Source organism: Ruegeria sp. HKCCD3925 (assembly GCF_057221175.1).
In genome coordinates this window covers 63,333-86,686 of sequence record NZ_JBWVBI010000010.1, presented here as the reverse complement: position 1 = coordinate 86,686, position 23,354 = coordinate 63,333, and the positions used below count along the sequence as shown (strand labels likewise).

Annotated in this window: 23 protein-coding genes; 10 read left to right on the top strand and 13 right to left on the bottom strand. The window is 57.6% G+C overall.

Features of this window, described 5'->3' with window-relative positions; translation table 11 throughout:
• Positions 1 to 34: 34 nt before the first annotated feature.
• Positions 35 to 1,279, bottom strand: coding sequence for an ABC transporter substrate-binding protein (locus AC2TEM_RS20205; RefSeq protein ID WP_170426092.1), 1,245 nt, complete (start codon positions 1,277 to 1,279; stop codon positions 35 to 37).
• 217 nt (positions 1,280 to 1,496) lie between these two features.
• Between AC2TEM_RS20205 and AC2TEM_RS20200 the strand changes: the two genes are divergently transcribed.
• Both AC2TEM_RS20200 and AC2TEM_RS20195 read left to right on the top strand, forming a co-directional pair.
• Entirely contained in the window at positions 1,497 to 2,234 is a 738-nt protein-coding gene (locus AC2TEM_RS20200) for a response regulator transcription factor (protein ID WP_170408540.1), read from the top strand.
• On the top strand, positions 2,231 to 3,673 hold the full coding sequence (locus AC2TEM_RS20195) for a sensor histidine kinase (protein ID WP_170426090.1): 1,443 nt from the start codon (positions 2,231 to 2,233) through the stop codon (positions 3,671 to 3,673). Before AC2TEM_RS20200 ends, AC2TEM_RS20195 begins: the two co-directional genes overlap by 4 nt.
• On the opposite strand, the gene fliP is transcribed toward AC2TEM_RS20195, so the two are convergent.
• Genes fliP through fliF form a run of 4 tightly spaced genes read right to left on the bottom strand, consistent with a single transcriptional unit; the run spans position 3,674 to position 6,864 of the window.
• Positions 3,674 to 4,402, bottom strand: a complete 729-nt coding sequence (gene fliP / locus AC2TEM_RS20190) for a flagellar type III secretion system pore protein FliP (protein ID WP_170426088.1) — start codon at positions 4,400 to 4,402, stop codon at positions 3,674 to 3,676.
• Entirely contained in the window at positions 4,399 to 4,686 is a 288-nt protein-coding gene (locus AC2TEM_RS20185) for a FliM/FliN family flagellar motor switch protein (protein ID WP_170394848.1), read from the bottom strand. The genes fliP and AC2TEM_RS20185 overlap by 4 nt, the downstream gene beginning before the upstream one ends.
• On the bottom strand, positions 4,679 to 5,275 hold the full coding sequence (locus AC2TEM_RS20180; protein WP_170426086.1) for an ABC transporter ATP-binding protein: 597 nt from the start codon (positions 5,273 to 5,275) through the stop codon (positions 4,679 to 4,681). The genes AC2TEM_RS20185 and AC2TEM_RS20180 overlap by 8 nt, the downstream gene beginning before the upstream one ends.
• A complete protein-coding gene (gene fliF / locus AC2TEM_RS20175; protein ID WP_170426084.1) occupies positions 5,275 to 6,864 on the bottom strand; it encodes a flagellar basal-body MS-ring/collar protein FliF in 1,590 nt (529 codons plus the stop codon). Before fliF ends, AC2TEM_RS20180 begins: the two co-directional genes overlap by 1 nt.
• Before the next feature lie 119 nt (positions 6,865 to 6,983).
• Here fliF and AC2TEM_RS20170 point away from each other — a divergent pair, with 119 nt between their 5' ends.
• From AC2TEM_RS20170 to AC2TEM_RS20150, 5 genes are read left to right on the top strand one after another with little or no spacing between them, the layout of a single operon-like run.
• On the top strand, positions 6,984 to 7,481 hold the full coding sequence (locus AC2TEM_RS20170) for a flagellar basal body-associated FliL family protein (protein ID WP_170426082.1): 498 nt from the start codon (positions 6,984 to 6,986) through the stop codon (positions 7,479 to 7,481).
• 9 nt (positions 7,482 to 7,490) lie between these two features.
• Positions 7,491 to 8,003, top strand: a complete 513-nt coding sequence (locus tag AC2TEM_RS20165) for a DUF6468 domain-containing protein (protein ID WP_170426080.1) — start codon at positions 7,491 to 7,493, stop codon at positions 8,001 to 8,003.
• A complete protein-coding gene (locus AC2TEM_RS20160) occupies positions 8,000 to 8,593 on the top strand; it encodes a MotE family protein (RefSeq protein WP_170426078.1) in 594 nt (197 codons plus the stop codon). The genes AC2TEM_RS20165 and AC2TEM_RS20160 overlap by 4 nt, the downstream gene beginning before the upstream one ends.
• Before the next feature lie 46 nt (positions 8,594 to 8,639).
• Positions 8,640 to 9,509 (top strand): flagellar motor stator protein MotA, encoded by an 870-nt coding sequence (gene motA / locus AC2TEM_RS20155; protein WP_170426076.1) that lies wholly within the window; start codon positions 8,640 to 8,642, stop codon positions 9,507 to 9,509.
• A complete protein-coding gene (locus AC2TEM_RS20150) occupies positions 9,506 to 11,653 on the top strand; it encodes a hypothetical protein (protein WP_170426074.1) in 2,148 nt (715 codons plus the stop codon). The genes motA and AC2TEM_RS20150 overlap by 4 nt, the downstream gene beginning before the upstream one ends.
• Positions 11,654 to 12,333: 680 nt before the next feature.
• Here AC2TEM_RS20150 and betB read toward each other — a convergent pair.
• On the bottom strand, positions 12,334 to 13,788 hold the full coding sequence (gene betB, locus AC2TEM_RS20145) for a betaine-aldehyde dehydrogenase (protein WP_170426072.1): 1,455 nt from the start codon (positions 13,786 to 13,788) through the stop codon (positions 12,334 to 12,336).
• 191 nt (positions 13,789 to 13,979) lie between these two features.
• On the opposite strand from betB, the gene AC2TEM_RS20140 reads away from it, so the two are divergent.
• Positions 13,980 to 14,309 (top strand): hypothetical protein, encoded by a 330-nt coding sequence (locus AC2TEM_RS20140; RefSeq protein ID WP_170394874.1) that lies wholly within the window; start codon positions 13,980 to 13,982, stop codon positions 14,307 to 14,309.
• 6 nt (positions 14,310 to 14,315) lie between these two features.
• Here AC2TEM_RS20140 and AC2TEM_RS20135 read toward each other — a convergent pair whose 3' ends face one another.
• Positions 14,316 to 14,816, bottom strand: a complete 501-nt coding sequence (locus AC2TEM_RS20135; RefSeq protein WP_170426070.1) for a potassium channel family protein — start codon at positions 14,814 to 14,816, stop codon at positions 14,316 to 14,318.
• A gap of 64 nt (positions 14,817 to 14,880) precedes the next feature.
• A complete protein-coding gene (gene trhO, locus AC2TEM_RS20130; RefSeq protein WP_170426068.1) occupies positions 14,881 to 15,786 on the bottom strand; it encodes an oxygen-dependent tRNA uridine(34) hydroxylase TrhO in 906 nt (301 codons plus the stop codon).
• Positions 15,787 to 15,882: 96 nt separating this feature from the next.
• Here trhO and pncA point away from each other — a divergent pair, with 96 nt between their 5' ends.
• Entirely contained in the window at positions 15,883 to 16,476 is a 594-nt protein-coding gene (gene pncA, locus AC2TEM_RS20125; protein WP_170408552.1) for a bifunctional nicotinamidase/pyrazinamidase, read from the top strand.
• A gap of 3 nt (positions 16,477 to 16,479) precedes the next feature.
• Here pncA and AC2TEM_RS20120 read toward each other — a convergent pair whose 3' ends face one another.
• Positions 16,480 to 17,010: a hypothetical protein gene (locus AC2TEM_RS20120; RefSeq protein ID WP_170426066.1), complete on the bottom strand. Its 531-nt coding sequence runs from the start codon at positions 17,008 to 17,010 to the stop codon at positions 16,480 to 16,482.
• Positions 17,011 to 17,174: 164 nt separating this feature from the next.
• On the opposite strand from AC2TEM_RS20120, the gene pncB reads away from it, so the two are divergent.
• Positions 17,175 to 18,467 (top strand): nicotinate phosphoribosyltransferase, encoded by a 1,293-nt coding sequence (gene pncB, locus AC2TEM_RS20115; protein WP_170394888.1) that lies wholly within the window; start codon positions 17,175 to 17,177, stop codon positions 18,465 to 18,467.
• On the opposite strand, the gene AC2TEM_RS20110 is transcribed toward pncB, so the two are convergent.
• From AC2TEM_RS20110 to AC2TEM_RS20095, 4 genes are read right to left on the bottom strand one after another with little or no spacing between them, the layout of a single operon-like run.
• Entirely contained in the window at positions 18,464 to 19,915 is a 1,452-nt protein-coding gene (locus AC2TEM_RS20110) for an aldehyde dehydrogenase family protein (protein WP_170426064.1), read from the bottom strand. The two genes, pncB and AC2TEM_RS20110, sit on opposite strands and share 4 nt — an antisense overlap.
• A gap of 36 nt (positions 19,916 to 19,951) precedes the next feature.
• Positions 19,952 to 21,550: a dipeptide ABC transporter ATP-binding protein gene (locus AC2TEM_RS20105; RefSeq protein ID WP_170426062.1), complete on the bottom strand. Its 1,599-nt coding sequence runs from the start codon at positions 21,548 to 21,550 to the stop codon at positions 19,952 to 19,954.
• Positions 21,547 to 22,362, bottom strand: coding sequence for an ABC transporter permease (locus tag AC2TEM_RS20100; RefSeq protein ID WP_170426059.1), 816 nt, complete (start codon positions 22,360 to 22,362; stop codon positions 21,547 to 21,549). The genes AC2TEM_RS20105 and AC2TEM_RS20100 overlap by 4 nt, the downstream gene beginning before the upstream one ends.
• The gene (locus AC2TEM_RS20095; RefSeq protein ID WP_170426057.1) at positions 22,359 to 23,306 is read right to left on the bottom strand and encodes an ABC transporter permease; all 948 of its coding nucleotides are present in this window, start codon (positions 23,304 to 23,306) and stop codon (positions 22,359 to 22,361) included. Before AC2TEM_RS20095 ends, AC2TEM_RS20100 begins: the two co-directional genes overlap by 4 nt.
• Between the last annotated feature and the right edge of the window lie 48 nt (positions 23,307 to 23,354).

The following is a 23,354-nucleotide window of genomic DNA, read 5'->3' as shown; positions in this document are numbered from 1 at the left end:
CTGCCCCTCACTATAGGGGGCAGAGCGTATTGGATCAGTAGCTGTTTGCTACCGCGTCCGCCAGTTGCTGAACCGCGTCAGCCGAGGACATATCCGAGTTGAAATGTGCGGTTACAACATCCGTAATCGCACCGGCCTGCGACCCGCGCAGCGCCATGCCATGGGCATAAGACGGCAGCAGCGAACCGCCTGCCGAGGTCGAACCCATGTCTTCGGCCGAGATTTGCGCGCAGATGTCGAACGCATCCAGCGCTACATCAGTCCGCGCAGGGATCGAGCCCTTGTTCAGGTTGAACACTTCCTGGAATTTCGGCGCGACGATCAGCTTGGCCAGCAATTCCTGACCAGCGCGGTTGTCGTCACCTTCCACTTCGAACATGGCGAAGCTGTCGACGTTGTACAGATATCCGTCGCCGGGGGTCGAGGCGCACAAGAAATCTTCGCCGGGTTTCTTACCTGCCGCAAGGAATTCGCCCTTGGCCCAGTCACCCATGATCTGGAACGCAGCTTCGCCATTCATCACCATGGCGGTGGCAAGGTTCCAGTCGCGGCCCGAGAAATTCTCATCCACATAACCGCGCAGGGTGCGCATCTGATCAAAGACCTGCACCATGGTGTCCGAGGTCAGCGTCTCGGGGTCCAGATCAACAAAGGCTTTTTGATAGAATTCGGGGCCACCCAGACCCAGCGCAACCGCTTCGAACACTGTGGCGTCTTGCCATGCCTGGCCACCATGGGCCAAAGGGATCACTCCGGCAGCCTGCAGTTTTTCGGCAGCGGCGTTGAACTCTTCCCATGTTGTGGGCATTTCAATGTCGTTGGCGGCCAGAACGTCAGCATTGGCCCAAATCCAGTCGATGCGGTGCACGTTCACAGGTGCTGCGCACCACGTACCTTCGCACATCATGTGGCCTGCAATCGATGCTGGCAGCACATCGGCCCAGCCTTCGGCTTCTGCCACGGATGAAATGTCAGCCAAAACGCCTTCTTCATACCATTCCTGAATGGCAGGTCCTTTCAGCTGAACGGCAGTCGGCGCGTTACCCGCAAGAACCCGGGCCCGCAGCGCAGTCATGGCCGCATCGCCGCCGCCACCTGCGACCGGCATATCGGTCCATGTGCCGCCGTTCGAGGCGAACTCTTCCTGCAGAACCGCGACCGATTTCGCCTCACCACCGGACGTCCACCAGTGCAGAACTTCGGCCTTTGGTTCAGCCACAACAGCCGACCCGGCCACAACGGCCAATGTCGACACGGTGGCAAATGCAAAACGCTTCATTTTTTGTTCTCCTCCCTGAGAATTCGGTGCCACCCCAAGGGCGGCCATACGCGATATAGCGCTAACGAATTGCTGCATGGCAACGCAGAATGCAGTGCAATATCCTGACAAGGTGGAAATTTTCACCGCTTTTGTTACCCCGTGTTACGTTGGCCTTGAATCCGTTTCCATTCGTTACAATTGGCGGCGACGGAGAACCCTGAGGAGGAGAAACAGAGTGGGCATTCCCCGGCTCCTGGTGGTGGACGACGATTCGGAGATGCGGTCGATGATGACCCAGTTCTTTCAGCAGAACGGGTATATTGCTCTGCCTGCCAGTTCCGAAAGTGAAATACGCACGCATCTAACCTCGGGGCGGATCGACCTGATCCTGTTGGACGTGATGCTGGGCGATGAAAACGGCGTCGAGATCTGTGCCCGGTTGCGGGCCGAACAGGATGTACCGATCATTCTGGTCTCGGCCCTGTCGGCGGATCATCAGCGCATGGCAGGATATGAGGTTGGAGCAGACGATTACATCGCCAAACCATTCAACCCGCAACTGTTGCTGGCCCGCGTCCGTGCGGTGATGCAACGCGCCCGACGCACGCCTTCGCTGGCATACCGCCGCCGCACGCGCACCTTTCACTTTGACGGCTGGGTCTTTGACGGCAAACGGGACGAGGTGCATTCGCCCGAAGGCTATCTGGTTTCCCTGTCCCAACGGGAGACCGCCCTGCTGAAGGTTTTGCTGGCGAACCCGCATATTCCGCTGACCCGTGATGAGATCGCCGCCGCACTGGATGTAACCGGTGAGGCCGACAAGCCCGAGGCGCAAGGCCGTGCCATAGATATGCTGGTGGGGCGGTTGCGGTCGAAAATCGAGGCCAACCCGAAAGACCCCCAGATGCTGCGCACCGAGCGCGGTGTTGGCTATCTGTTTACCGCTGACGTTATGGTGGATGAGGACGCATGACCCTGCGCCTGCGCAGTTTTGGGTGGCTCTGGACCCTGTCCGCCTTTGTCGCGGGGCTGGTGGCTGCCGGGATGTGGTTCACCTCGGCACAGGCTTGGAACCGGTATCAGACCGCAGCATTTGTTGCTGGTTTCACCATATACGAAGATTTGCGAACGGGGATGGCGCCGCCACCCGGCCTATTGATCAACCCATTGCCAACCGAGGCAGCCGCGCTTGCTGACAGGGGAGCGTTCCAGCAAATGCCCGGCTTTGCAGATCGCCGCTTTGTCACCAATCTTTCGATTCTGACCGACAGTTCAGCCCCCCTGAGTGGCCGCGAATTGACGCTTGCGGTGTTATCGGATCGACTGGTCTATCCGGTTTCAGACATCGTATCCGGCAGCGATCAGACCGGCCCCGAGAAGATGGGGAACCTGACCCGTCTGTTGGCCACATATTGCAGCGAACCTATCCTGATCGCACAATTCGGGCGCGGGGTCTGGCAGCAAGTCGACGGCACCGAAATCTGGGGCTGTAAGGCTGCGCCGGTTGATCTGCGTTTGCCCGCAATATTGCTGGGCATTGTGTCCTTGGCGGTGCTTCTGACCTCGGTCGGGAATGTTTCTGACAGTTTCGCACGCTTTGCTCAGGCACTTGGTGACCGCCGACGTCGCGGCGGGCCGCAAAGCTATGACGCGGACGGGCCTGAAGAGCTGCGCGATATCGTGACTGCGGTGAATGATCACCTCGATGCCGAACGTGCGCAGCTTGAGAAACGCGCCATTGTACTGTCGGGTGTCAGCCACGATCTGGGGACCCCTGCAACCCGCGTCCGGCTGCGTGCGGCGCTGATTCCCGATGGCGAGTTGCGCGAAAAGCTCGAGGCCGACGTGGACCAGATGACCGGCATGATAGAAAGCGTGCTTACTTACACGCGATCGGAACTCAGCGTCGAGGAACCGCGCCAGATATCGTTGACCTCGCTGGTTGAATCGCTTGTGGCCGATTATCAGGATATGGACCGGCCTGTGTCGTTGAAAGCCGTTGATCCCGTTGTCGTCGAAAGTGCGTCGTCTGTTTTCATGTCACGCCGTGGGCATGCGTCGCTACCGGAAACGCGGCGCATCCTGGTGACGGGTCAACCGATCGCATTGAAACGAGCGTTGTCCAATCTGATCGACAATGCCCTGAAATACGGTCGTCACGCCGAGGTTGAACTAGAAACTGATGCTCAGACCGCCACGATCATCGTCGAAGACAAGGGCACCGACCTATCGGTCGCGGATATCGAGGCGCTACTGGCACCGTTCCAGCGCGGATCAAACATCGGATCTTCGGATGGGTTCGGATTGGGCCTGACAATTGTCAGCACCGTTGCCGAACAACACGGCGGAACGCTGAGTTTCGAGGCCGGAGATCAGGGCCTGCGCGCCCGACTTCAGATCACCCGGCAATAGTCATGGCGCATAGCTGCGCACCAAGGCGCTGGCGATCAAGGCCCAGCCATCAGCGATGACGAAAAACGCCAATTTGAAAGGCAGCGAGACCGTAGCCGGGGGCACCATCATCATTCCCATCGACATCAAAACCGCTGCGACAACGAGATCGATTATCAGGAAAGGCAGGAAAATCAGGAACCCGATCTGAAAGGCCCGCGCGATTTCCGACAACATGAAGGACGGCATCAGCACGGATAACGGGGCCTCGGGCGATAGTTGAATCGCAGCACCATCCGGGCGCAGGTCTGCCATGGCCTGAAACGTGTCGGCATCAATACGCGCTGCCATAAAACTGCGAAACGGCACCAGCGCGCGTTCCAGCGCAGGCTCTACGTCAAGCGTTTCCTCGACCATCGGCTGAATCCCTGTCTCCCACGCCTCGGTAAAAACCGGCTCCATGACGAAATAGGTCAGAAACAGCGCCAAACTGACGATCAACATGTTTGGTGGTGACTGCTGCAAGCCGATTCCTTGCCGCAGGATCGCCAAAACCGTGATCAAAAACGGGAAACAGGTGATCATGATCGCCAGTCCCGGTGCCAGGCTGAGCACCGTGATCAGCAAAATCAACTGGATGGTCCGGGCCGAGATCGACCCGCCCTCGCCCAGGGACAGCGACAGTTCTTGCGCCGCGCCACCGGAGGGTATGACCAGCAAAAATGCCAGCCAAAAAAGGTAGCGCATCATCCGATCCCGTTCTGCAGATCCGAGATTTCGGTCAGCCGTACAGCCAGTTGCCCGGACTGATCGCCCTCCATCTCTTCCAACAGACCGCGCGCGACCAATTGGTCCCCAACATAGAGGTCAACCGGATCCTCGATCCGCTTGTCCAGTGTCAGTACGGCATTTTCGCCCATGCTCAACAGGTCACGGATCAAAGGCCGCGCACGCCCGACCGAGACGGTGACTTCGATCGGAACAGTCTCGAACGGGTTGGGTTTTTCGGGTTTCGGTGGTTGAGGATCACTCATTTGACAAAGCCTCTTTTGCTTCAAACAGATATGCGTCGAACGTTGCAGCAATGGATGAGAGCAAGGCAGCGCAGTCCACCTCGCGTTGGGCGATCCCCACCTGCAATCGCGCCTGTCCCGGCTGGAGCGAGACATCCTCGATGACCTGGGGACGCGGCGAGATATCCTGCGGCAGCATCGCCTCGACCTGATCCGAGGTGCCCGCCGGAACAGTCAGCTGCAGTGGCTGGTCGACCTGCTCACGCGCCATGTCGCAAAGCTGCTCGGTCAATCGCTTCGCAAAGCCATGCTCGATCGTCTCAGGCAGAATAGTCTGAACCAGGCTTTGGAACATCGGTTCCAGCGACAGGGTCATGCGGGTCAATGCTTCTTGATAGGTAAAAGACAGGTCGGATAACGTCGCCGACAGATCGGAGCTTAGCTGTGTACCAGTCTGTTCCTGCGCCTGAACCGCATCTTCCCAGCCCGCCCCATAGCCTTGTTCAAATGCAGCAAGCCGCTGTTCTTCCAGTGCGTCTTCATCCAGTAGATGTACGGCCACCCCAGCCGCAGGGGCGGTGAAGTCTTCAAGAAGATGAGCGATCGACATCACACCTTCTCCTCGCCTTCTTCGAGCCAGCTGCGCAGGATCTCTACCGTCTCTTCCTGCTTGTCGCCGATCATGGCGCGCAAACGGTCGACAGGATCTTCCCCTCGCGCAGCGGCAATCGCCGGAACATTCGGCTGCGCCGCATCCGCGAGCGGTGCAAAGTCCGGCGCATCTGCGGTCGCAATTTCCCCGGTCAGGGAAGGCGCTGGGGCGACCTCGACCGGTGCACCTGCTGGCAGCAGCGCCGATGCCGCAGATTTCGTCAGAATTGGCCGTATCACAAACAGACCCAAAACAAGGGAAACCAGCGCCAAAACCACCATCTGGATTAGCGACATAGCGTCGATATGCATGTTCTGCCAGATCGACCCGGACACCAACTCGCCCTGGGGTTCAACCATGGGCAAGTCGAGCGATTTCAGTGTGATGACGTCGCCGCGTTCAGCATCAAACCCGACCGCAGAAGCCACAAGCTCTTGCAGTGCATCAAGCTCGGGCTGCGGCATGGGTTCAAAAATCTCGACGCCATCTGTGCCTGCCGCTCGAACACCATTGACCAGCACCGCGACAGTCAGACGTTTGATCGCACCTGGCGCGCGATGAACTTCCAACTCGGTCTCTGACACCTCATAATTCACCCGTTCGCGGGTCTGAGTGGCATTCGAATTGGATTCATCGCCTCCTGCCCCGTCGCCATCCGGCAGATTCGACGCCACTGTCACATCCGCTGACTGATTACGCGCACTGTCCGACCGTTCTTCAACATCTGTGCTGATCGCAACACGGCCTTTGGGGTCAAAGCGACGTTCCCGTATAGACTCGGTTTCGGTCACCGTATCTACGCTGACCTCAACCACCGCGTTGCCGGCCCCGACCCGGGCTTCGACCAGACGCAGGACTTTCTCACGCAATTGGCGCGCCTTATCATCTGCAGTATCGGCTGCCACCGCCGTGTCCTGCGCGCCAATCACGGCCCCGTTTGAATCAATCACAGTGACGTTTTCCGGTGCCAGCCCGCTAACCGCCGACGCCACTAAAAACCGGATCGCCTTTGCCTGATCTCCGTTAATCGGTGCACCCGACGGGACCAGATAAACCGAAGCGGTTGGTGCTATGCTGCGCTGAAACGGGTTGGAGGAGCTGTTGGCGATGTGCACCCGGGCCTTGCTGACATGCGGGCTGCCCACAATCGTGCGCGCCAGCTCTCCTTCTTTTGCGCGCCAATAGGCGGCATCAAACATCTGCGACGTAGTGCCAAAGCCGCTGAGCGAATCCAGCAGTTCGTAACCGCGATTGCCGTTCGCAGGCAGGCCCTCGCTGGCCAAAGTCATCCGCAACTCATCCCGCTGAACGCCGGGGACGTAGATCGAGCCACCCCTTATTTCATAATTCACACCACGCTGGTCCAGCGCCCGCACGATATCCCCGGCTGCACCGCTTTCGAGCCCCGCATAAAGCAGCGTCATCGACGGCACTGTCACAATCCGTGACATCGCAAGCACACCCAGAAACACCAGTGCCACGGCACCGGCCACGATAATTTGTTTGCGCCTGTCCAAACTAGCCCAGACAGTTCCGATCTGCTGCACGCTTACCTCCGACTCACCGACATTCTGTGCGGCTCTGCCCTTGTTTGGACGATTGCCCTTAACAATCGGTTAGTCCCTGAGGGGTTATGACGGTTGCCGAACAGATTCATGAGGACCGCATGACCGACGCAACTGCAGATGAGGCGGAAGCCCCTAAAAAATCAGGGAAAAAAGGCCTTCTGCTTGGGCTGATTCTGGCTGTCGCGGGCGGTGTTGGTGGCTATTTCATAACTGCATCCGGCCTGCTTCCCATAGGTGGGTCCGAGATGGTGAAAGAGGCCAAAAAGAAAGGCGAAGACGCTTCCGTAAAGGCACTTCCCGATTTGAAATTTGTCGATCTTCCGCCGGTGATCATCTCGGTCAAGTCAGATGATTCGCGACATTTAAAATTTCACGCGCAGCTTGAAGTGAATGCGGGCTACGCCGCCGAGGTTGAAAAGATGCAGCCGCGAATCATGGACGTTCTGAACAGCTATTTGCGCGCCCTTGAGTTAACCGATCTGGAAGATTCTCTGGCTTTGATGAGGATCCGCGGACACCTGCTACGACGCATTGGGATCGTCGTTGGCGAAGGCCGCGTGCGTGACGTTCTGGTCATGGAATTTGTACTGAATTAGGAGGCGATGGTGGAGTTGATTGCCGATATTCTGCTGGTTGCGGGCGCTCTTGGGGCTGGTCTGTATTGTTTCGTTCTGTCGCGACGCCTGAAGCGGTTTACCGATCTTGAGAAGGGTGTGGGTGGCGCCGTTTCCGTGCTGTCCTCGCAAGCAGAAGAGTTGCGAAAATCGCTGGATAGCGCGCGTCAGGCTTCGGATGATTCCGGCACCGCGTTGCAGACGCTGACCGAACGGGCGGAAACCGTCGCACAACGGTTGGAGCTTATGATGGCCTCGATGCACGATGTCGTTCAGGAAGAGCCCTCTGAGCCGGACGTTCCCATGGATCAGCCAGATGACGCACCTGCTGAGGACAGGTCTGAGCAGCCCGGCGAAGCACAAGAAACTGCATCCGATCCGTCTGGTGAACCAACTGAGGTCTCGACTGAGCCATCGGAAGCACCACCAGAGCCGCCCGCAAAGAAACCAGAAGGCCTGATGTTCTTTCGGCACGCCGCTCCATCTGGCGGAGCAGCGAAATGAGTCGCAACCGGGCAAAAGCGCCTGATCGCCGAGCGCGCGGCGGTGTTCTGACCGTCATTTCCTTGCTGATGGTCGGCTCTGCGATTATTCGCATCGGGCTTGAGGCCGGGCCTGCACTTGCCCGCGGCGCGGAACCAAACATGGCCTCGCCCGTCGGTGGTGAACGCAAAGAGGCGAATGCGGCAGATCTACAATTGCTGCTTACGGAACTATTACGCCGTGAAAAGACTCTAAACCAGCGTGAAAGCACGATTTTGGACCGGGAACGGGCGCTCGACATTGCCGATCAGGCCATCGAAACCCGGCTCTCCATGCTGGAGGACGCCGAGAACGCTCTGCGTGAAACGGTGGCGATTGCCGAAAAGGCCGCCGAAAACGATCTGACACAACTGACTGACGTGTATCAGAGCATGAAGCCCAAAGATGCCGCCGCGTTGTTCGAAACGATGGACGCGGTATTCGCCGCTGGCTTCCTGTCTCGCATGCCACCGGAAGCTGCCGCTGAAGTTATGGCCGGTCTCAGCCCCGAGGCTGCTTACACCATCAGCGTGATCATGGCCGGACGCAATGCACGTGCCCCACAGGAATGACCCTCATGGCCATATCTATCTGCACCCTCAACGCTGGAGACCTTTCATGATCGGGCTCATCGGAATTGCCGTCATCTTTGTCATGGTATTCGGCGGCTACCTTGCCGCAGGCGGCAAGATGGCCATCATTATGAAATCACTGCCCTTCGAGATGATGATGATCGGAGGGGCCGCAGTCGGCGCATTTCTGATCAGCAATGATATCGGCGGCGTAAAACACACTGCCAAGGATATCGTGAAAGTTTTTAAAGGACCCAAATGGAAGCCCGAGGATTATCGCGATCTGTTATGCTTGTTATTCTCTCTGATCCGGATCGCACGCGCGAACCCGGTCGAGGTAGAGCAGCACATTGAAGAGCCAGGAAGCTCATCGCTATTTTCCGCATATCCCAAGATTCAAGCCGACAAAGAAGCGGTGGACCTGATCTGTGACACCATGCGCTCGGCGGCGATGAACTATGACGACCCGCACCAGGTTGAGGAGGTGCTGGAGAAGCGGATGGAGGCGAACTTCCACCATGCCATGCATTCAAGCCACGCGCTGCAAACCGTTGCTGACGGGTTGCCCGCTCTGGGGATCGTGGCCGCCGTTCTGGGTGTGATCAAGACGATGGGATCAATCGACCAACCACCGGAAGTCCTAGGTAAGCTGATCGGCGGCGCGTTGGTTGGGACGTTTCTGGGGGTTTTTCTGGCTTATGGATTGGTGGGTCCTTTCGCGGGCAAGCTGAAATCTGTTGTTGAAGAAGACAATCACTTTTACCAACTCATCAAAGAGGTTCTGGTGGCTAATCTTCACAACCACAACGCGGCCATGTGTATTGAGGTCGGCCGCCAGAACACACCGACCCACAACCGGCCCGGTTTCTCGGAACTTGAAGACGCGCTTAAGGAACTCAAGCAGGCTGCAGCATGATCCGCGCATTGTCTTTGGTCTTGCTCGCATGGGGCACAAGCGCGTCAGCACAGGCTTTGACCGTGCGATCGGGCGAGCATGAGGGGTACACGCGACTGGTGGTACAGGTCCCCTCTGGCACCGGTTGGATGTTGGATCCGGTCGAGAACGGCGCGCGGCTGAGCATTGGCATCGATAATGCGACATTCAACACTGCAGCTGTCTTCGACCGCCTGTCGGGGAACCGTCTGCAATCGCTTCAACAGGCCGGGCCAGGTGCAGCGTTGGAGATGACATTTGGGTGCGACTGCGTGGCAACGGCATTTCTGCATCGCCAAACTATGGTTGTCATAGATATCGCACCCGGCCAGGGTACACCTGCAAGTGACCCGGTAGAGCCAGAGGCACTTCCCAGGACTGCGAGTATCACGGCCCAAAAACCCTTACCTACTGATATTCCAGCCACCGAACTGGCCTTGCCTTTGCTGCAATTAAATCAACGAAATTTCGAGGAGCAGTTGGCATCACGTATATTGCAAAGCGCTGATCGAGAGGTTGTTGATCTTGAACTGGCAGGTGTCGGACGCAGGGAATCGTCCAGTTTTGGTCCGCTGCGATCTTCGGAAAAGCTGGTGCCAAATCTGCGACTGTCTTCGGTGCTCGATGAGGTTTCGGGGCTGGGCAATCTGGCAGTTCCTCAGATTGATAGCAAACCGGAATGTATCACGAACAGCGAACTGGGTTTTGAGACATGGTCGGGCGCTCGATCATTTTCCGAGGATGTGGCCGAATTGCGGGTCGGGCTATTTCAGGAATTCGATCGTGTCGACCAGGCTTATGCAATGGATTTGGCGAAGCTCTATACGTATTTCGGGTTCGGTGTAGAAGCGCACCAAGCCCTGTCTTTGTTGTCGGAGACCTCGGTTGAGCAGCGCAGAGTAGCGGCCATCGCATCAGTGATGGACGGGTTGCCTGCACCGACGCCGAACCCTTTGGCAGGGCAGCAAAGATGCGATGGTACCGCCGCACTCTGGGCGCTTTTGAGTGAGGGTAAACTTCAATCCGATGCGCATGTGAAAGCGATCGAACGCAGTTTTGGTCGGTTGCCGTGGCATCTCAGGCAACATCTCGGCCCGGATATCGCCGAGATGTTTGTCTCGGCAGGCCGGCTTGAAGCATCGCGCCGGATCTTGCGTGCGGTCGAACGGATCTTAGAGGACGAACCCGCTGATGTAACCTTTGCCCAAGCCAAAATCGCGGATGCTGCAGGGGATACCGATACCGCAGAAACGCTGTTGACCGAGATCATATCGGCGCCCGATGCCGCGACCGATGCGCCGTTGGCACTTGCGCGGTTGATCGAAAAGCGGTGGTCGGACCGGGGTACGGTCTCGCCCCGCGACCTCGATTTAGCTGCAAGTTATGCGCGCGAGCTTCGGAAGTCCGATCTTGGCCCGATGTTGGCGCGTGCACACGCTTTGGCGATGGCTTTGTCGCAGGATTTTACCGGAGCTCTTGCCAGTTTTGAGGATGTCTCGGATTCCGACGAATGGCAGAGGACACGAGATCAGGTGTTCCAATTGCTGGCGGAGCGGGCGGACGACATCACTTTCCTGCGCCATGTGATGGAATTGAAGGACAAGCGACGCAACGCGCTGGCGGTCGAAACTGCCGTGTCCATGGCAGAGCGATTGGCTGACCTTGGGTTTTCAGCGCAGGCTTACGCGCTGGCAAACCGACCGCAAGATCGGGAACGCAGCCGTGATCGTGCTCGGCTTCGGGCAAAGGCGGCTCTGATGGGCAACCGCCCCCGTCAGGCGCTGCTGGAAATCGCGGACGATTCCTCGGACACCGCGCAAGAGTTGCGCGCCCAGGCCATGATGCAAACACAGGATTTCGATGCCGCCGCGCGCGCATTGCAGGCAGGCGGGAAGCACGAGATGGCCGATCGATACAACTGGTTGGCGGGCTCCGGCGGTGCGGATGAAGAGAGGTCAAACACCTTCACCGATTTGTCCCGCATCCGAACGTCCCTGATCAAGCCCGTTGCGCGGCAGCCGGACAAGCCGTTGTCGGACGCCGCAATGCTATTACAGGACAGCACCATCGCACGCGCGCAGATCATTGAAATGCTTGAGACAGTGCGCACAATCGACCCGAACTGAACCTTGGATGTCTGTTCTTGCAGAGACAGTCGTAACTGCTTTGACCTGTAGGCTGATAGACGCCAAAATCAGCCTCTAACAAAGGTATTGAATTCATTTGGCCTTCCTGTGCACCAATCCATGATGCCCATAGGACAGTGGCGGTAAACTCAGTGTACGTGTCGAAGATCTACAGCTGGCTCAATGATCATTCAGGACCACCGCACGCGTTCAAGTGTGCTGGTTCTTGGACAACTCTATCTGAAATTACGATCACCACATCTGCCCTTGGTAAACCAGGCCGAGTGACTCAGACTTTCTGAAACCGTATTCCAGGGCATTACGGTTGCCACATCGGGATCCGGCAGACCCGCCCCAGAAATGTGTTCAGCCCAGATGCGAACATGCATCGCCAAAACAATCGCTACAATTGGCATTGCGTATTGTGCCGGGGACATGGTCTTGGGTTGGCCCCAAGATAGCTCGCCCTTTCCAGCATCGCTACGTCAATCCAACCAAACTTGGCCAGATGATAAAGGATCAAACTGCACCGATCACAAAAGCTTGGGCGTGTGTTTTCACAGGCTGATCTCCGGTTTGCGGAGGAGGCGTCTTGAGGAATTTAGTCATATGTACGAACCGGCATGTGCTCTGTCCCCGACGTGAACCATCAAGAACAGAGACTATTCAACCGGATTTATTCAGTATGGGGCCTCCACATCATTCATCGAGACGTAAACTGTCTTCATCTCGCTGAAGTGGTTGATTGCCAGTTTCGAGTTCTCGCGACCGACGCCCGACATCTTGGAGCCGCCGAAAGGCGCCTCTACCGGGGCCAGGTTATAAGTGTTGATGTAACAAGTCCCCGCCTCAAAACCTGCCACGATGCGGTGGGCGCGGGTTAGGTCGTTGGTGAAGACGCCGGCGGCCAGACCGAATTCGGTGTCATTGGCACGGGCCAAAACCTCTTCTTCGGTGTCGAAGTCCAGCACCGACATCACGGGGCCGAAAATCTCTTCGCGCGCGATTGTCATATCGTCCTTAACATCGGCAAAAACCGTGGGCTGCATGTAGAAACCATCGCCTTGGACCCGTTCGCCGCCATAGATCAGCCGCGCGCCTTCGGCCCTCCCCTTTTCGACATAGCCAAGCGCGATATTCATCTGGTTTTCGCTGACCATCGGGCCAAAGTTGACCTCTTCATCCATCGGGTCGCCGATTTTCGCCGTAGCAAGGCGTTCAGACAGGCGCTTAAGGAACGCTTCCTTGACTCCCTTTTGCACAAAAACTCGAGTGCCGTTGGAACAGACCTGTCCCGAGGAGTAGAAATTTCCCAGAATGGCGCCTGACACGGCATTTTCGATGTCGGCGTCGTCGAACACGATCATCGGGGACTTGCCACCCAATTCCATGGTGACATGTTTCATGCCATCGGCGGCAGCAGCGTACACCTTGCGGCCCGTTGGAACCGACCCTGTTAGCGAGACCTTGGCCACTCGGGGGTCGGTCACCAGGCTGGCGCCTACATCACCGTAGCCCTGAACAACGTTATAGACGCCTTTGGGTGCACCTGCCTCGATCAAAATCTCGGCTACTTGCAATGCCGACAGCGGAGTAGTCTCGGAAGGCTTGAAGATCATTGTGTTTCCGCACACCAACGCCGGGGCACCCTTCCAGCAAGCGATCTGCGTCGGGTAGTTCCATGCCCCAATGCCCACACAAACGCCCAGCGCCTCGCGGACGGTATAGACAAAATCCCCGTCTGCCAGAGGGATATGTTCGCCGGTCAGCGAGGCCGCCAGACCGCCAAAATACTCCAGCGCATCCGCGCCGCTGGTAGCGTCGGCCACCAGCGTTTCCTGCAGAGGTTTGCCGGTATCATGGGTTTCGATGATCGATAAGTCACGATTGCGATCCCGCATGATGTCGGCCGCGCGTCGCAGCACACGGCCTCGCTCGGTGCCCGATAGGGCAGCCCAAGCCGCTTGGGCCGATTTTGCGCTGTTTAGAGCCTTTTCAACAATCTCAGGCGTGGCGGAATGTAGCCGTGCGATGACCTCTCCGGTGGCGGGGTAGATAACGTCGATGGGCGCGCCATTGGTGTCCTCGACATACTCGCCATCGATGAAATGGCTGGCCTTAGGTTGAAACTTCATGCCGGTTCCCTCTGTGTTCAGAAATCTCTTTAAGCAAAGAGATCGCGTGCGTTGAGGATCGAATTATCGATTATTGACTGATCAGTCAATCAAGCCGCAAATTGGCAGGTTCTCGCCTAACCCAAAGGGTCTTCCCTTGAAACGAAAGGTTAATGTTCTATTTATGTTCTACATAGTCAGAGGATTACCCGATGGCCCAGAACATGCGAAATTCCGCCCTGAGCGGCCCGACAAACGACTATCACCTGCTGCCAGTTACAGATCGGCAGATGCGCTTTGCCCGCGCCATCGCGCAACAATCAGCGCTTGAGATTCCGGTCGAGGCCCAGCGTGACCGCAAATCCCTGTCGGACTGGATTTCAGCCCATAAGCCGCATGATCCGTCGCCCTTTGCAAACTACCCAACAGGTAAGCAGGTTGCTTTTGCCGAACGTATCTCGCGCAGCAAGCGCCGCCCGATCCCGTCCGAGTGTTTCCGCGACAAACAAATGATGTCGCGCTGGATCGATCATAATAAATAAATCGCTCTATTTGCCGTGGTTGCGCGCGTATAGCGCGACGGCGGCGGCCACAAACATGCCCAACAGGATGTAACCCGTCACAGCCTCGGCCACAGCCAGCCCACGGCAAAAGCCGGTTGGGGACATGTCCCCATATCCGACCGTTGTGAAGGTGACGTATGAGAAATATAGAATATCGGCTGGCCCTTCGGCGCCGATCACACAATGGTCGTTATATCCAAACGCGCCGTAGACGGCTGCGAAAAGGAATGGCACGACCTGGATGAAGGACACCCCCATCAGGAACAACAACCTCCGGGGGGATCTCACCTGGGTCATGTAGTACCAGGACTGCGAGGCGATCCAGATCAGAAGGCCTACCGAGGAAAGCGTGCCAATGGTGTCGCCTGCAGTAGCTTCGTTCAGGCGCGACAGACCGTACCACGCAAGAAAGCTTGCCAAGACAAGTCCAAGCGCCGCCAGCAAAGTTGATTTCCATTCTTCCAGGGTTCTGGGTTCGTGGGTCATGAGCGCTCCGTCGGTTGGGCTTGCGCACAATCATCCGATTTCAAACGCAGCCTGCAAGCTGATTTCAGTCAGAGCCCAGATGTTCCTCGCCCCGCGCGCGGGCCAGCTGTATCTGCTTTTGCCGCTCGCGAAACCGCGCCTTGTCCTGTTCTGAAGTCTCATTGATACACCGATGGCAGGATACGCCATGCTCGTATGCAGGGCGTTTCACATCTTCGGGCAGGATCGGGCGACGGCAACCATGGCACAGCTTGTGTGGGCCTTCGACCAGACCATGACCAACTGAGACGCGGTTGTCGAAGACAAAACACTCACCCTGCCAAGTGCTGTCTTCGGGTGGCGTTTCTTCCAGATACCGCAGGATGCCACCTTTCAGGTGATAGACATCCTCGACCCCTTGCCCCAGCAGATAATTGGTGGATTTTTCGCACCGGATGCCACCGGTGCAGAACATGGCAACGCGTTTGTTGTGAAAGCGCTCCTTGTTCTGTTCCCACCACGCCGGGAAATCGCGAAAACTGGCTGTATTAGGGTCTATTGCACCCTCGAATGTGCCAATCGCCACCTCGTAATCGTTGCGGGTATCGATCACCACCACATCATCTGAACGGATCAGCGCGTTCCAGTCCTCAGGCTCGACGTAATGCCCGACATTTGCGCGGGGATCGACATCGGGCTGGCCCATCGTCACGATCTCTTTCTTCAACCGCACCTTCATCTTGCCGAAGGGCGGGTGGTCCGAAGTCGCCTCTTTCCACTCAAGATCACTGCATCCTGGCAACGCACGGATATGCGCCAGAACCGCATCGATACCTGCGCGGGGTCCGGCGATGGTGCCATTGATCCCTTCTTGCGCCAGCAGCAGGGTGCCTTTCACCGACTGCGCGCGGCAAAGCTCGTGCAAAGCTGGGCGCAGCGCATCTGGGTCGGGAAAACGCGTGAAATGATATAGGGCAGCGATTGTGTACATGTGGGCGATCTAATGCCCTTGGCAAAAACACACAAGAGACCGGATTGACGATACCCGCTGCGCACCATACCGATAACACGACTTTAGGAGGCCAGCATGTCCCACGCCCTGCTCGTTATCGATGTTCAGAATGACTTCTGCCCCGGCGGCGCGCTTGCCGTAGCCGGAGGGGACGAGATCGTCGCACCGATCAATGCGATCATGGATACCTTCGATACGGTGATCCTGACACAGGATTGGCACCCGGCGGGGCATTCTTCATTCGCCAGTTCTCATACTGGCAAAGCGCCGTTCGAGATGATCGACATGCCTTATGGCCCTCAGGTCTTGTGGCCCGATCACTGTGTTCAGAGCAGCGCAGGCGCGAACTTCCATCCGGATTTGCGAACAGATGGCGATCTGATCATCCGCAAGGGATTTCGCAGCGCTATCGATAGCTATAGCGCGTTCTTCGAAAACGACCATTCCACGCCCACTGGTCTAAAAGGCTATCTTGAGACGCGCGGGATCACGCAGCTGACCATGGTCGGTTTGGCAACAGATTTCTGCGTGCATTATTCGGCGGTAGATGCGGCACAGCTGGGGTTTGATGTCACTGTCTTAAGCAACTTGTGCCGCGCCATTGATATGGACGGATCTTTGGCTGTCGCAGAGCAGGCAATGCGCGCAGCAGGTGTGACACTGGCCTGAGGATCAAAGCGCGGCACCATGCTCGGCCAGCAGTTTCAGAAACACAAACAGGATCACGGCAAGACCTAACGCGAAACCGATACGCCCAGAAACCGTGCGACGCTTTGGACGCACTGGTCTTGGGCGTGGCGCTTGCAATGGTCGCTCGGGCATTTTCCGGTTCACGGTCCCGGGCTTTGCGGACCTGATATGGCCCAAGAAGTGATGGAAATCGAACTCACCACTATACTCTCCCTGGACACCCATATTCCGGATATTCGCAAAAAGCCGCTTTAGGATCAGGAGGCGATCTTCAGCGTCTTCTGGTCGAAAATAACCGCGGGCAAGATGCCCATCCGACTCGTTCAGGCTAAATCCTGATTCCAGAAATATTCTGCGAATCTTGGGCGATGCAGCGCGCAAAGCGTCTGCCGTCTTGATATCCCTGAACCGCGCCCGCACCGGGGGCCGCCCAGTTATCGATGTTTGCCCATGCTCAGGATCAACCTCATCCGGAGCTATTGCAACAATGTCAAAATCGTACTCGAGACTCATTCACTAACTTCAACCTTCAGTTCCATCCCCACCCCTCACTAAAGCGTGAAGGAAACCCACAATAAGCCCGTAATGTGTTCTGTCGTGGGCATTGTTCCCAATTCCGCGACTCTTGCCATTTCGTGCTCCGATTGATCTAACAACGGAAATTGCAGGAGGTCCCCATGGTCGATATCGCGACGCGGGTCTACAATCATAAATGGAAGATTGACCCGATTATCCGGTCATTGATCGACACAGATTTCTACAAACTGCTGATGTGCCAGTCAGTGTTTCGAAATAAGCCCCAAACCGATGTGGTGTTTTCGCTGATCAACCGGTCGAATCACGTGCCATTGGCCCGTTTGATCGATGAAGGCGAGCTGCGCGAGCAGTTGGATCACATCCGCTCGCTAAGTCTGAGTCGTGGGGAAAGCACGTGGTTGCGGGGCAATACATTCTACGGCAAGCGTCAGATGTTCCGCCCGGATTTCATGGAATGGTTCGAGAACCTGCGCCTGCCCCCTTACCATCTGGAGCGTAAGGGTGATCAGTATGAGCTGACCTTTGAGGGTAAGTGGCACGAGGTCATGCTATGGGAGATCCCGGCGCTGGCCGTACTGATGGAATTACGCTCACGCGCGGTTCTGAACGATATGCGCCGGTTCGAACTACAGGTGCTCTATGCCCGTGCAATGACACGCGTATGGGAAAAGATAGCCCAGCTTCGCACTATTGAGGGGCTTGGGATCGCGGATTTCGGTACGCGGCGGCGGCATTCCTTCCTTTGGCAGGACTGGTGTGTGCAGGCCATGATTGAAGGTTTGGGCTCGTCCTTTACCGGAACGTCCAACTGTCTGATCGCAATGCGACGCGAAGTTGAGGCTATTGGCACCAACGCACATGAACTACCTATGGTGTATTCTGCGCTCGCCGAAGACGACGCCGCGCTTGCGCAGGCGCCCTATGACGTCCTCAGCGACTGGCACGAGGAACATGATGGAAATCTGCGCATCATTCTGCCCGACACGTATGGCACCAAAGGGTTTCTGGACCGCGCGCCTGACTGGCTGGCAGGCTGGACCGGCATTCGCGTTGACAGCGGCGACCCCGCAACCGGCGCAAAAATCGCAATAGACTGGTGGAAATCACGCGGCGAAGACCCGACGCAGAAGCGGGTTATTTTCTCGGACGGGTTAGATGTGGACAAGATACGCGAATTGCACGCTCAGTTCGCGGATCAAACCAATGTCTCGTTCGGCTGGGGTACGTTGCTGACCAATGACTTCCGCGAACTTGTACCGAATGACGCATTGGCTCCCTTTTCGCTAGTCTGCAAGGCGGTCTCGGCCAATGGCTACCCGACGGTCAAACTATCTGACAACCCGGAAAAGGCGATGGGACCCGCCGAGCAGATTGAGCGGTACAAGCGCGTCTTTGGCGTTGGAGCGCAGGAGCCGATCGAAGTGATCGTTTAGCCGTGGTAGGCCGCAACCGTTTTCAGTTGTGAGAACCCATAAAGCGCCTCGAACCCTTTTTCGCGGCCATGGCCGGATTTTCCAACGCCGCCAAAAGGCAGCTCGACACCTCCGCCCGCGCCGTAGTTGTTAATGAACACCTGCCCCGAACGCAAACCCTTGGCCAGCCGCATCTGCCGCCCACCATCTCGGGTCCAGACGCTGGCAACAAGGCCATATTCGGTGCTATTTGCTATGGTTAGAGCCTGTTCTTCGGTGTCAAACGGGATCAGAACCTGTACGGGGCCAAAGATCTCATCCCGCGCCAAGGCATGATCGGGCGGCACATCCGAGAACAATGTGGGCCGGACATATGCGCCGGATTCGGGTGCGCCAGCCGCAATCTGGCCCTCGGCGGCAATCGCCAAGTCCGAGCCTTGGTGAAGGAAACCGGTCACGATTTCTTTTTGCCGTGTTGAGATCAGCGGACCGACGCGCAAATCCCGGACCGCCGGACCAACGGTGAGTTCTTGATAGGCAGTCGCCATACGGGATTTCACCGCATCATAAACACCGCGCTGCACCAGAATGCGCGAAGAGGCCGAGCAGGTCTGGCCCGCATTCTGTATACCCGCATTCACCAGATACGGCAGCGCGGCATCCAGATCGGCGTCATCGAAAACCAGTTGCGGCGACTTGCCGCCCAGTTCCAGTGTCACCGGAACAACGTTTCGTCCCGCCGCCTGCTGAACCAACGCGCCTGTCGCGACCGAACCGGTGAATGAAATGTGATCCACACCCGGGTGTGCCGACAGGGCCGCGCCCGCCTCAGCCCCCAGGCCGGGCACCACATTCAGGGCACCAAGCGGAAGGCCCGCCTGTATCGCCAGATGCGCGAAGGCCAGTGCGGTCAGGCAGGCCTCTTCCGCCGGTTTCAGAACACAGGCGTTACCCATTGCCAGCGCCGCCCCGACAGAACGGCCAATGATCTGCATCGGATAATTCCACGGCACAATGTGGCCGGTCACACCATGCGGCTCGCGAAACGTGTAGACGGTATAGCCATCCAGATAGGGAATGGTCTCGCCCATCACTTTATCCGCAGCACCACCATAAAATTCGCAATACCGCGCCAATGCTACCGCATCTGCCCGCGCTTGGGTCAGCGGTTTGCCGACATCCATCGCCTCTAGCTGTGCCAGTTCATCCACTCGGTCCAGAACCAGTTGCCCCAGTCGGGTGAGAATACGCCCACGCTCCAGGGCCGTCATGCGACCCCAATCGCCATCGCACGCGGATCGGGCGGCCTGCACCGCAGCGTCGATATCGGTTTCGCCACCTCGAGCGATCTGGCAAATTTCGGAACCGTCCGAGGGATTCACCAGCGGCAAGGTTTGACCTGACGCGGGCATTTTCCATTCTCCGCCGATCAGGCAAAGGTTGGGATCGAACCAGAGGGGGTTAGTCATCGGAAGCTCCAATATCAAGCTCTATACAAGGGTTTTTCATGCAGCGCCTCGTCCAGTCTCCGGCAATTTCGGTGCCGCATTGATCAGAGTTCGTGTGTAAGGATGCTGAGGCTCTGTGAAGACTTGCTCGGTTTCACCCTGTTCCACAATCTTGCCGGCCTGCATCACCAGCACACGGTCGGTGATGGTTCGAACCACGCTCAGGTCATGGCTGATGAACAGGTAAGTCAGATCGTAAGCCGCACAAAGCTCGGCCAGCAGGTCGAGAACTTGGGCGCGGACCGAGACATCCAGCGCCGAGACAGCCTCATCAAACAAGATCAACTCGGGTCGAATAATCAAAGCGCGCGCAATAGCGATACGTTGCCGCTGCCCACCCGAGAATTCGTGAATGTAGCGGCCCGCATCATCGGGGCTTAGGCCAACGGCGGTAAGCATCTCAGCGACGCGATCCTGCCGTTCAGAACCGGTTGGCGGGGTGTCCAGCAAATGAAATGGCTCGGTGATCAGGCGCGCGACCCGGTGGCGAGGATTGAAGCTGCCATAGGGGTCCTGAAACACCACCTGCATCTTGCGTCGCACTGCCAGATTGGGTTTGTGGCCGGTGAAAACAGGCTGGCCATCAAGGGAAATGCGGCCTTGCTGCACCTCCTCTAAGCCTAAAATGGCTCGTGTTAGGGTCGATTTTCCACAACCGGACTCTCCGACTAGCCCTAAACGCTCCCCCCGATTCAGGGTAAAGCTGACCTGATCGACGGCCCGATGATGACCGGGCGTGGCAAACAGGCGCGTTCGGGGCAGACGGTAGTCCCGCACCACGTTCTCGACCTCAAGCAACGCTCGCGGTGCAGGAGAGGTCGGCAGGTTGACTTGATGCCCCGAAGCTTCGAACAGCATACGGGTGTAAGGGTGCTGCATATGGCGCAGGAGATGATCTGTTGCGCCCGTTTCAACAACCTCCCCACGCCGCATGACCACAATCTGATCCGCCATGTCTGCAACCACCGCCAAATCATGCGTGATCATCAGCAGACCCATGCCATACTCCGACACGAGCCCTTTAAGCAGATCAAGGATTTGCGCCTGCGTGGTCACATCAAGCGCCGTTGTCGGCTCATCCGCGATCAACAGTCGGGGGCGCAGTGCAATCGCCATGGCGATCACCACTCGCTGGCGCTGACCGCCTGACAGTTCGTGAGGATAACGCTTCAACGGAAACCTGTCGGTTGGCAATCCAACCCGGGCTAGAACCTCTTCGGCCCGAGCGCGCGCTTTGGCCGGGGGCATGGCCTTGTGGATCAGGATAGTCTCCATAACTTGATCGCCGATGGTCTTCACCGGGTTCAGGGCAGTCATCGGCTCTTGGAAAACCATTCCGATCGCAGCGCCCCGCAACGCACAAATCTCGGCCTCAGACCGGTTCAGCAGGTTCTGGCCCTCTAACTCTAGCACCCCATCTACTTCGGCATCGTTTGGCAGCAACTGCATCACGGCAAAGGCTGTCATTGATTTGCCCGAACCGCTTTCGCCGGTCACAGCCACGATCTGCCCAGGGGCAATCGACAGGTTGATCTTCTTTAAAATCGGCGTGCCATGGATAGCCAACGAGAGGTCCTTGATCTGCAAAAGACTCATGCGCGGGCCACCCGTATCCGAGGGTCCAGCCAATCGCGCAAGCCATCACCCAGAAGGTTCAGGCCCAAAACCGTCACGATGATGGCAAGACCCGGAATCAGAGCCAAATGCGGGGCAAAACTAACCATCGTCTGCGCATCGGCCAGCATTCTGCCCCAGCTTGGCGTAGGCGGTTGCGCACCAAGACCGACATAGGACAGCCCAGCCTCGGCCAGAATGCCAAGTGAGAACTGGATTGTTCCCTGAACGATCAGCAGATTGGCGACATTGGGCAGGATATGTTCAGCCGATATCCGTGCCGCGCCTTTGCCTGACACGCGGGCGGCAAGGATAAACTCGCGCTCCCAAAGAGACAAAGCTGCGCCTCGGGTGATGCGGGCAAAAACGGGGATGTTGAAGATACCGATGGCGATGATCGCGTTTATGGCCCCGGCACCAAAGACGGCGGTGATCAGAATGGCGATGACGAGAGAGGGGAATGCAAAGACCAGATCATTGCCGCGCATGATGAATTCATCTAGCCACGATCCACTGCGCGCAGCGGCGGCCAGACCCAAGGGAACGCCCAGCGCCATGCCAATCCCGACCGCGACCAGCGCCACCGCAATCGAGGTGCGCGCACCAACCATGATCATCGAGAACATGTCGCGTCCGAAATGATCGGTACCGAACCAGTACTGCGCGCTGGGTGGCTCCAGCTTGGCGGGAATGTTCAGCGCGGCGTGGTCGTATGGGGTCCAGACAAAGGACACCAGCGCTGCCAGCACCACCAGTGAGGACAGCGTCGCGCCAAGGATCAGGTTGCGGCTCATGTCCTGCTCCTCAGCCTTGGATCGACTGCGGCATAGGCCAGATCGACAAAAAAGTTCACCATGATGACGGCAAAGACCAGCAGCATAACGACCGATTCCACGACAATCAGATCGCGCGCCGATATGGCCTGAAAAACCAGCCGCCCGAGGCCGGGTAGATAAAACACCTGTTCGATGATGATCGAACCCGCCAGCAGGAAGGAAAATTGGAGTCCAATGATCGTCAGTACCGGGATCAGAGCATTCCGCACTCCGTGTCGCCAAAGCGCCTGCCGACGCGAAAGGCCCTTGGCACGTGCGGTGCGCATAAAATCCTCGGCCAGAATATCCAACAGAGCCGAGCGCATAACCCGCGCAAGGATCGCCGCTTGCGGCAGGGCCAATGCAATGGCTGGAAGGGTCAGCGAATGTAGACCGGTCCAAATGCCGTTCTCCCAACCCGCGAAACCGCCGGCATTGAACCAGCGCAAATTGATGGCAAAGACCAGCACCAGCATCATCGCGAACCAGAAATTCGGCACCGCGATACCAAGCTGAGTCGCACCCATCACGGTCAGATCACCCGGTTTGCCCCGCCGTGAGGCTGCGTAGATACCGGCGGGGAAAGCAATCAGCGTGGACAGGGTCAGCGCGTATAAAGCCAGCGGCAATGACACCCACAATCGATCTGCGATCATCTGCGACACGGGTGTGCGATAGGTGTAGGACGTACCAAAATCCCCAACCAGCATCCCGCCGACCCAGTTAAAGTACCGCTCGATCTTCGAGACATCGAGGCCCAGTTCAGCTCTCAGCGCAGTCAATGTATCGGCCTGCGCGTTCACGCCCAGCATGAACGACGCCGGATCACCGGGCGCGACCTCGATCACTGCAAAGATGACAACCGAGGCGACGGCCAGGCTCAGGATCAGCGACAGCAGACGTTTGAGGGCGTAGCGGAGCATTTGGAAACGTTAGGGTCACATCCCGTGTGGGTCCAGCGCCTAAGGCAC

What these genes read in the sequence shown, in the direction of transcription:
- AC2TEM_RS20105 (WP_170426062.1), bottom strand. Translation starts at nt 21,550, where the DNA reads ATGAGTCTTTTGCAGATCAAGGACCTCTCGTTGGCTATCCATGGCACG.
- AC2TEM_RS20185 (WP_170394848.1), bottom strand. Translation starts at nt 4,686, where the DNA reads ATGAGTGATCCTCAACCACCGAAACCCGAAAAACCCAACCCGTTCGAG.
- AC2TEM_RS20135 (WP_170426070.1), bottom strand. Translation starts at nt 14,816, where the DNA reads ATGACCCACGAACCCAGAACCCTGGAAGAATGGAAATCAACTTTGCTG.
- betB (WP_170426072.1), bottom strand. Translation starts at nt 13,788, where the DNA reads ATGAAGTTTCAACCTAAGGCCAGCCATTTCATCGATGGCGAGTATGTC.
- AC2TEM_RS20110 (WP_170426064.1), bottom strand. Translation starts at nt 19,915, where the DNA reads ATGACTAACCCCCTCTGGTTCGATCCCAACCTTTGCCTGATCGGCGGA.
- trhO (WP_170426068.1), bottom strand. Translation starts at nt 15,786, where the DNA reads ATGTACACAATCGCTGCCCTATATCATTTCACGCGTTTTCCCGACCCA.
- motA (WP_170426076.1), top strand. Translation starts at nt 8,640, where the DNA reads ATGATCGGGCTCATCGGAATTGCCGTCATCTTTGTCATGGTATTCGGC.
- AC2TEM_RS20170 (WP_170426082.1), top strand. Translation starts at nt 6,984, where the DNA reads ATGACCGACGCAACTGCAGATGAGGCGGAAGCCCCTAAAAAATCAGGG.
- AC2TEM_RS20100 (WP_170426059.1), bottom strand. Translation starts at nt 22,362, where the DNA reads ATGAGCCGCAACCTGATCCTTGGCGCGACGCTGTCCTCACTGGTGGTG.
- AC2TEM_RS20150 (WP_170426074.1), top strand. Translation starts at nt 9,506, where the DNA reads ATGATCCGCGCATTGTCTTTGGTCTTGCTCGCATGGGGCACAAGCGCG.
- fliP (WP_170426088.1), bottom strand. Translation starts at nt 4,402, where the DNA reads ATGATGCGCTACCTTTTTTGGCTGGCATTTTTGCTGGTCATACCCTCC.
- AC2TEM_RS20160 (WP_170426078.1), top strand. Translation starts at nt 8,000, where the DNA reads ATGAGTCGCAACCGGGCAAAAGCGCCTGATCGCCGAGCGCGCGGCGGT.
- AC2TEM_RS20140 (WP_170394874.1), top strand. Translation starts at nt 13,980, where the DNA reads ATGGCCCAGAACATGCGAAATTCCGCCCTGAGCGGCCCGACAAACGAC.
- AC2TEM_RS20205 (WP_170426092.1), bottom strand. Translation starts at nt 1,279, where the DNA reads ATGAAGCGTTTTGCATTTGCCACCGTGTCGACATTGGCCGTTGTGGCC.
- AC2TEM_RS20180 (WP_170426086.1), bottom strand. Translation starts at nt 5,275, where the DNA reads ATGTCGATCGCTCATCTTCTTGAAGACTTCACCGCCCCTGCGGCTGGG.
- pncB (WP_170394888.1), top strand. Translation starts at nt 17,175, where the DNA reads ATGGTCGATATCGCGACGCGGGTCTACAATCATAAATGGAAGATTGAC.
- AC2TEM_RS20195 (WP_170426090.1), top strand. Translation starts at nt 2,231, where the DNA reads ATGACCCTGCGCCTGCGCAGTTTTGGGTGGCTCTGGACCCTGTCCGCC.
- pncA (WP_170408552.1), top strand. Translation starts at nt 15,883, where the DNA reads ATGTCCCACGCCCTGCTCGTTATCGATGTTCAGAATGACTTCTGCCCC.
- AC2TEM_RS20095 (WP_170426057.1), bottom strand. Translation starts at nt 23,306, where the DNA reads ATGCTCCGCTACGCCCTCAAACGTCTGCTGTCGCTGATCCTGAGCCTG.
- AC2TEM_RS20120 (WP_170426066.1), bottom strand. Translation starts at nt 17,010, where the DNA reads ATGAGTCTCGAGTACGATTTTGACATTGTTGCAATAGCTCCGGATGAG.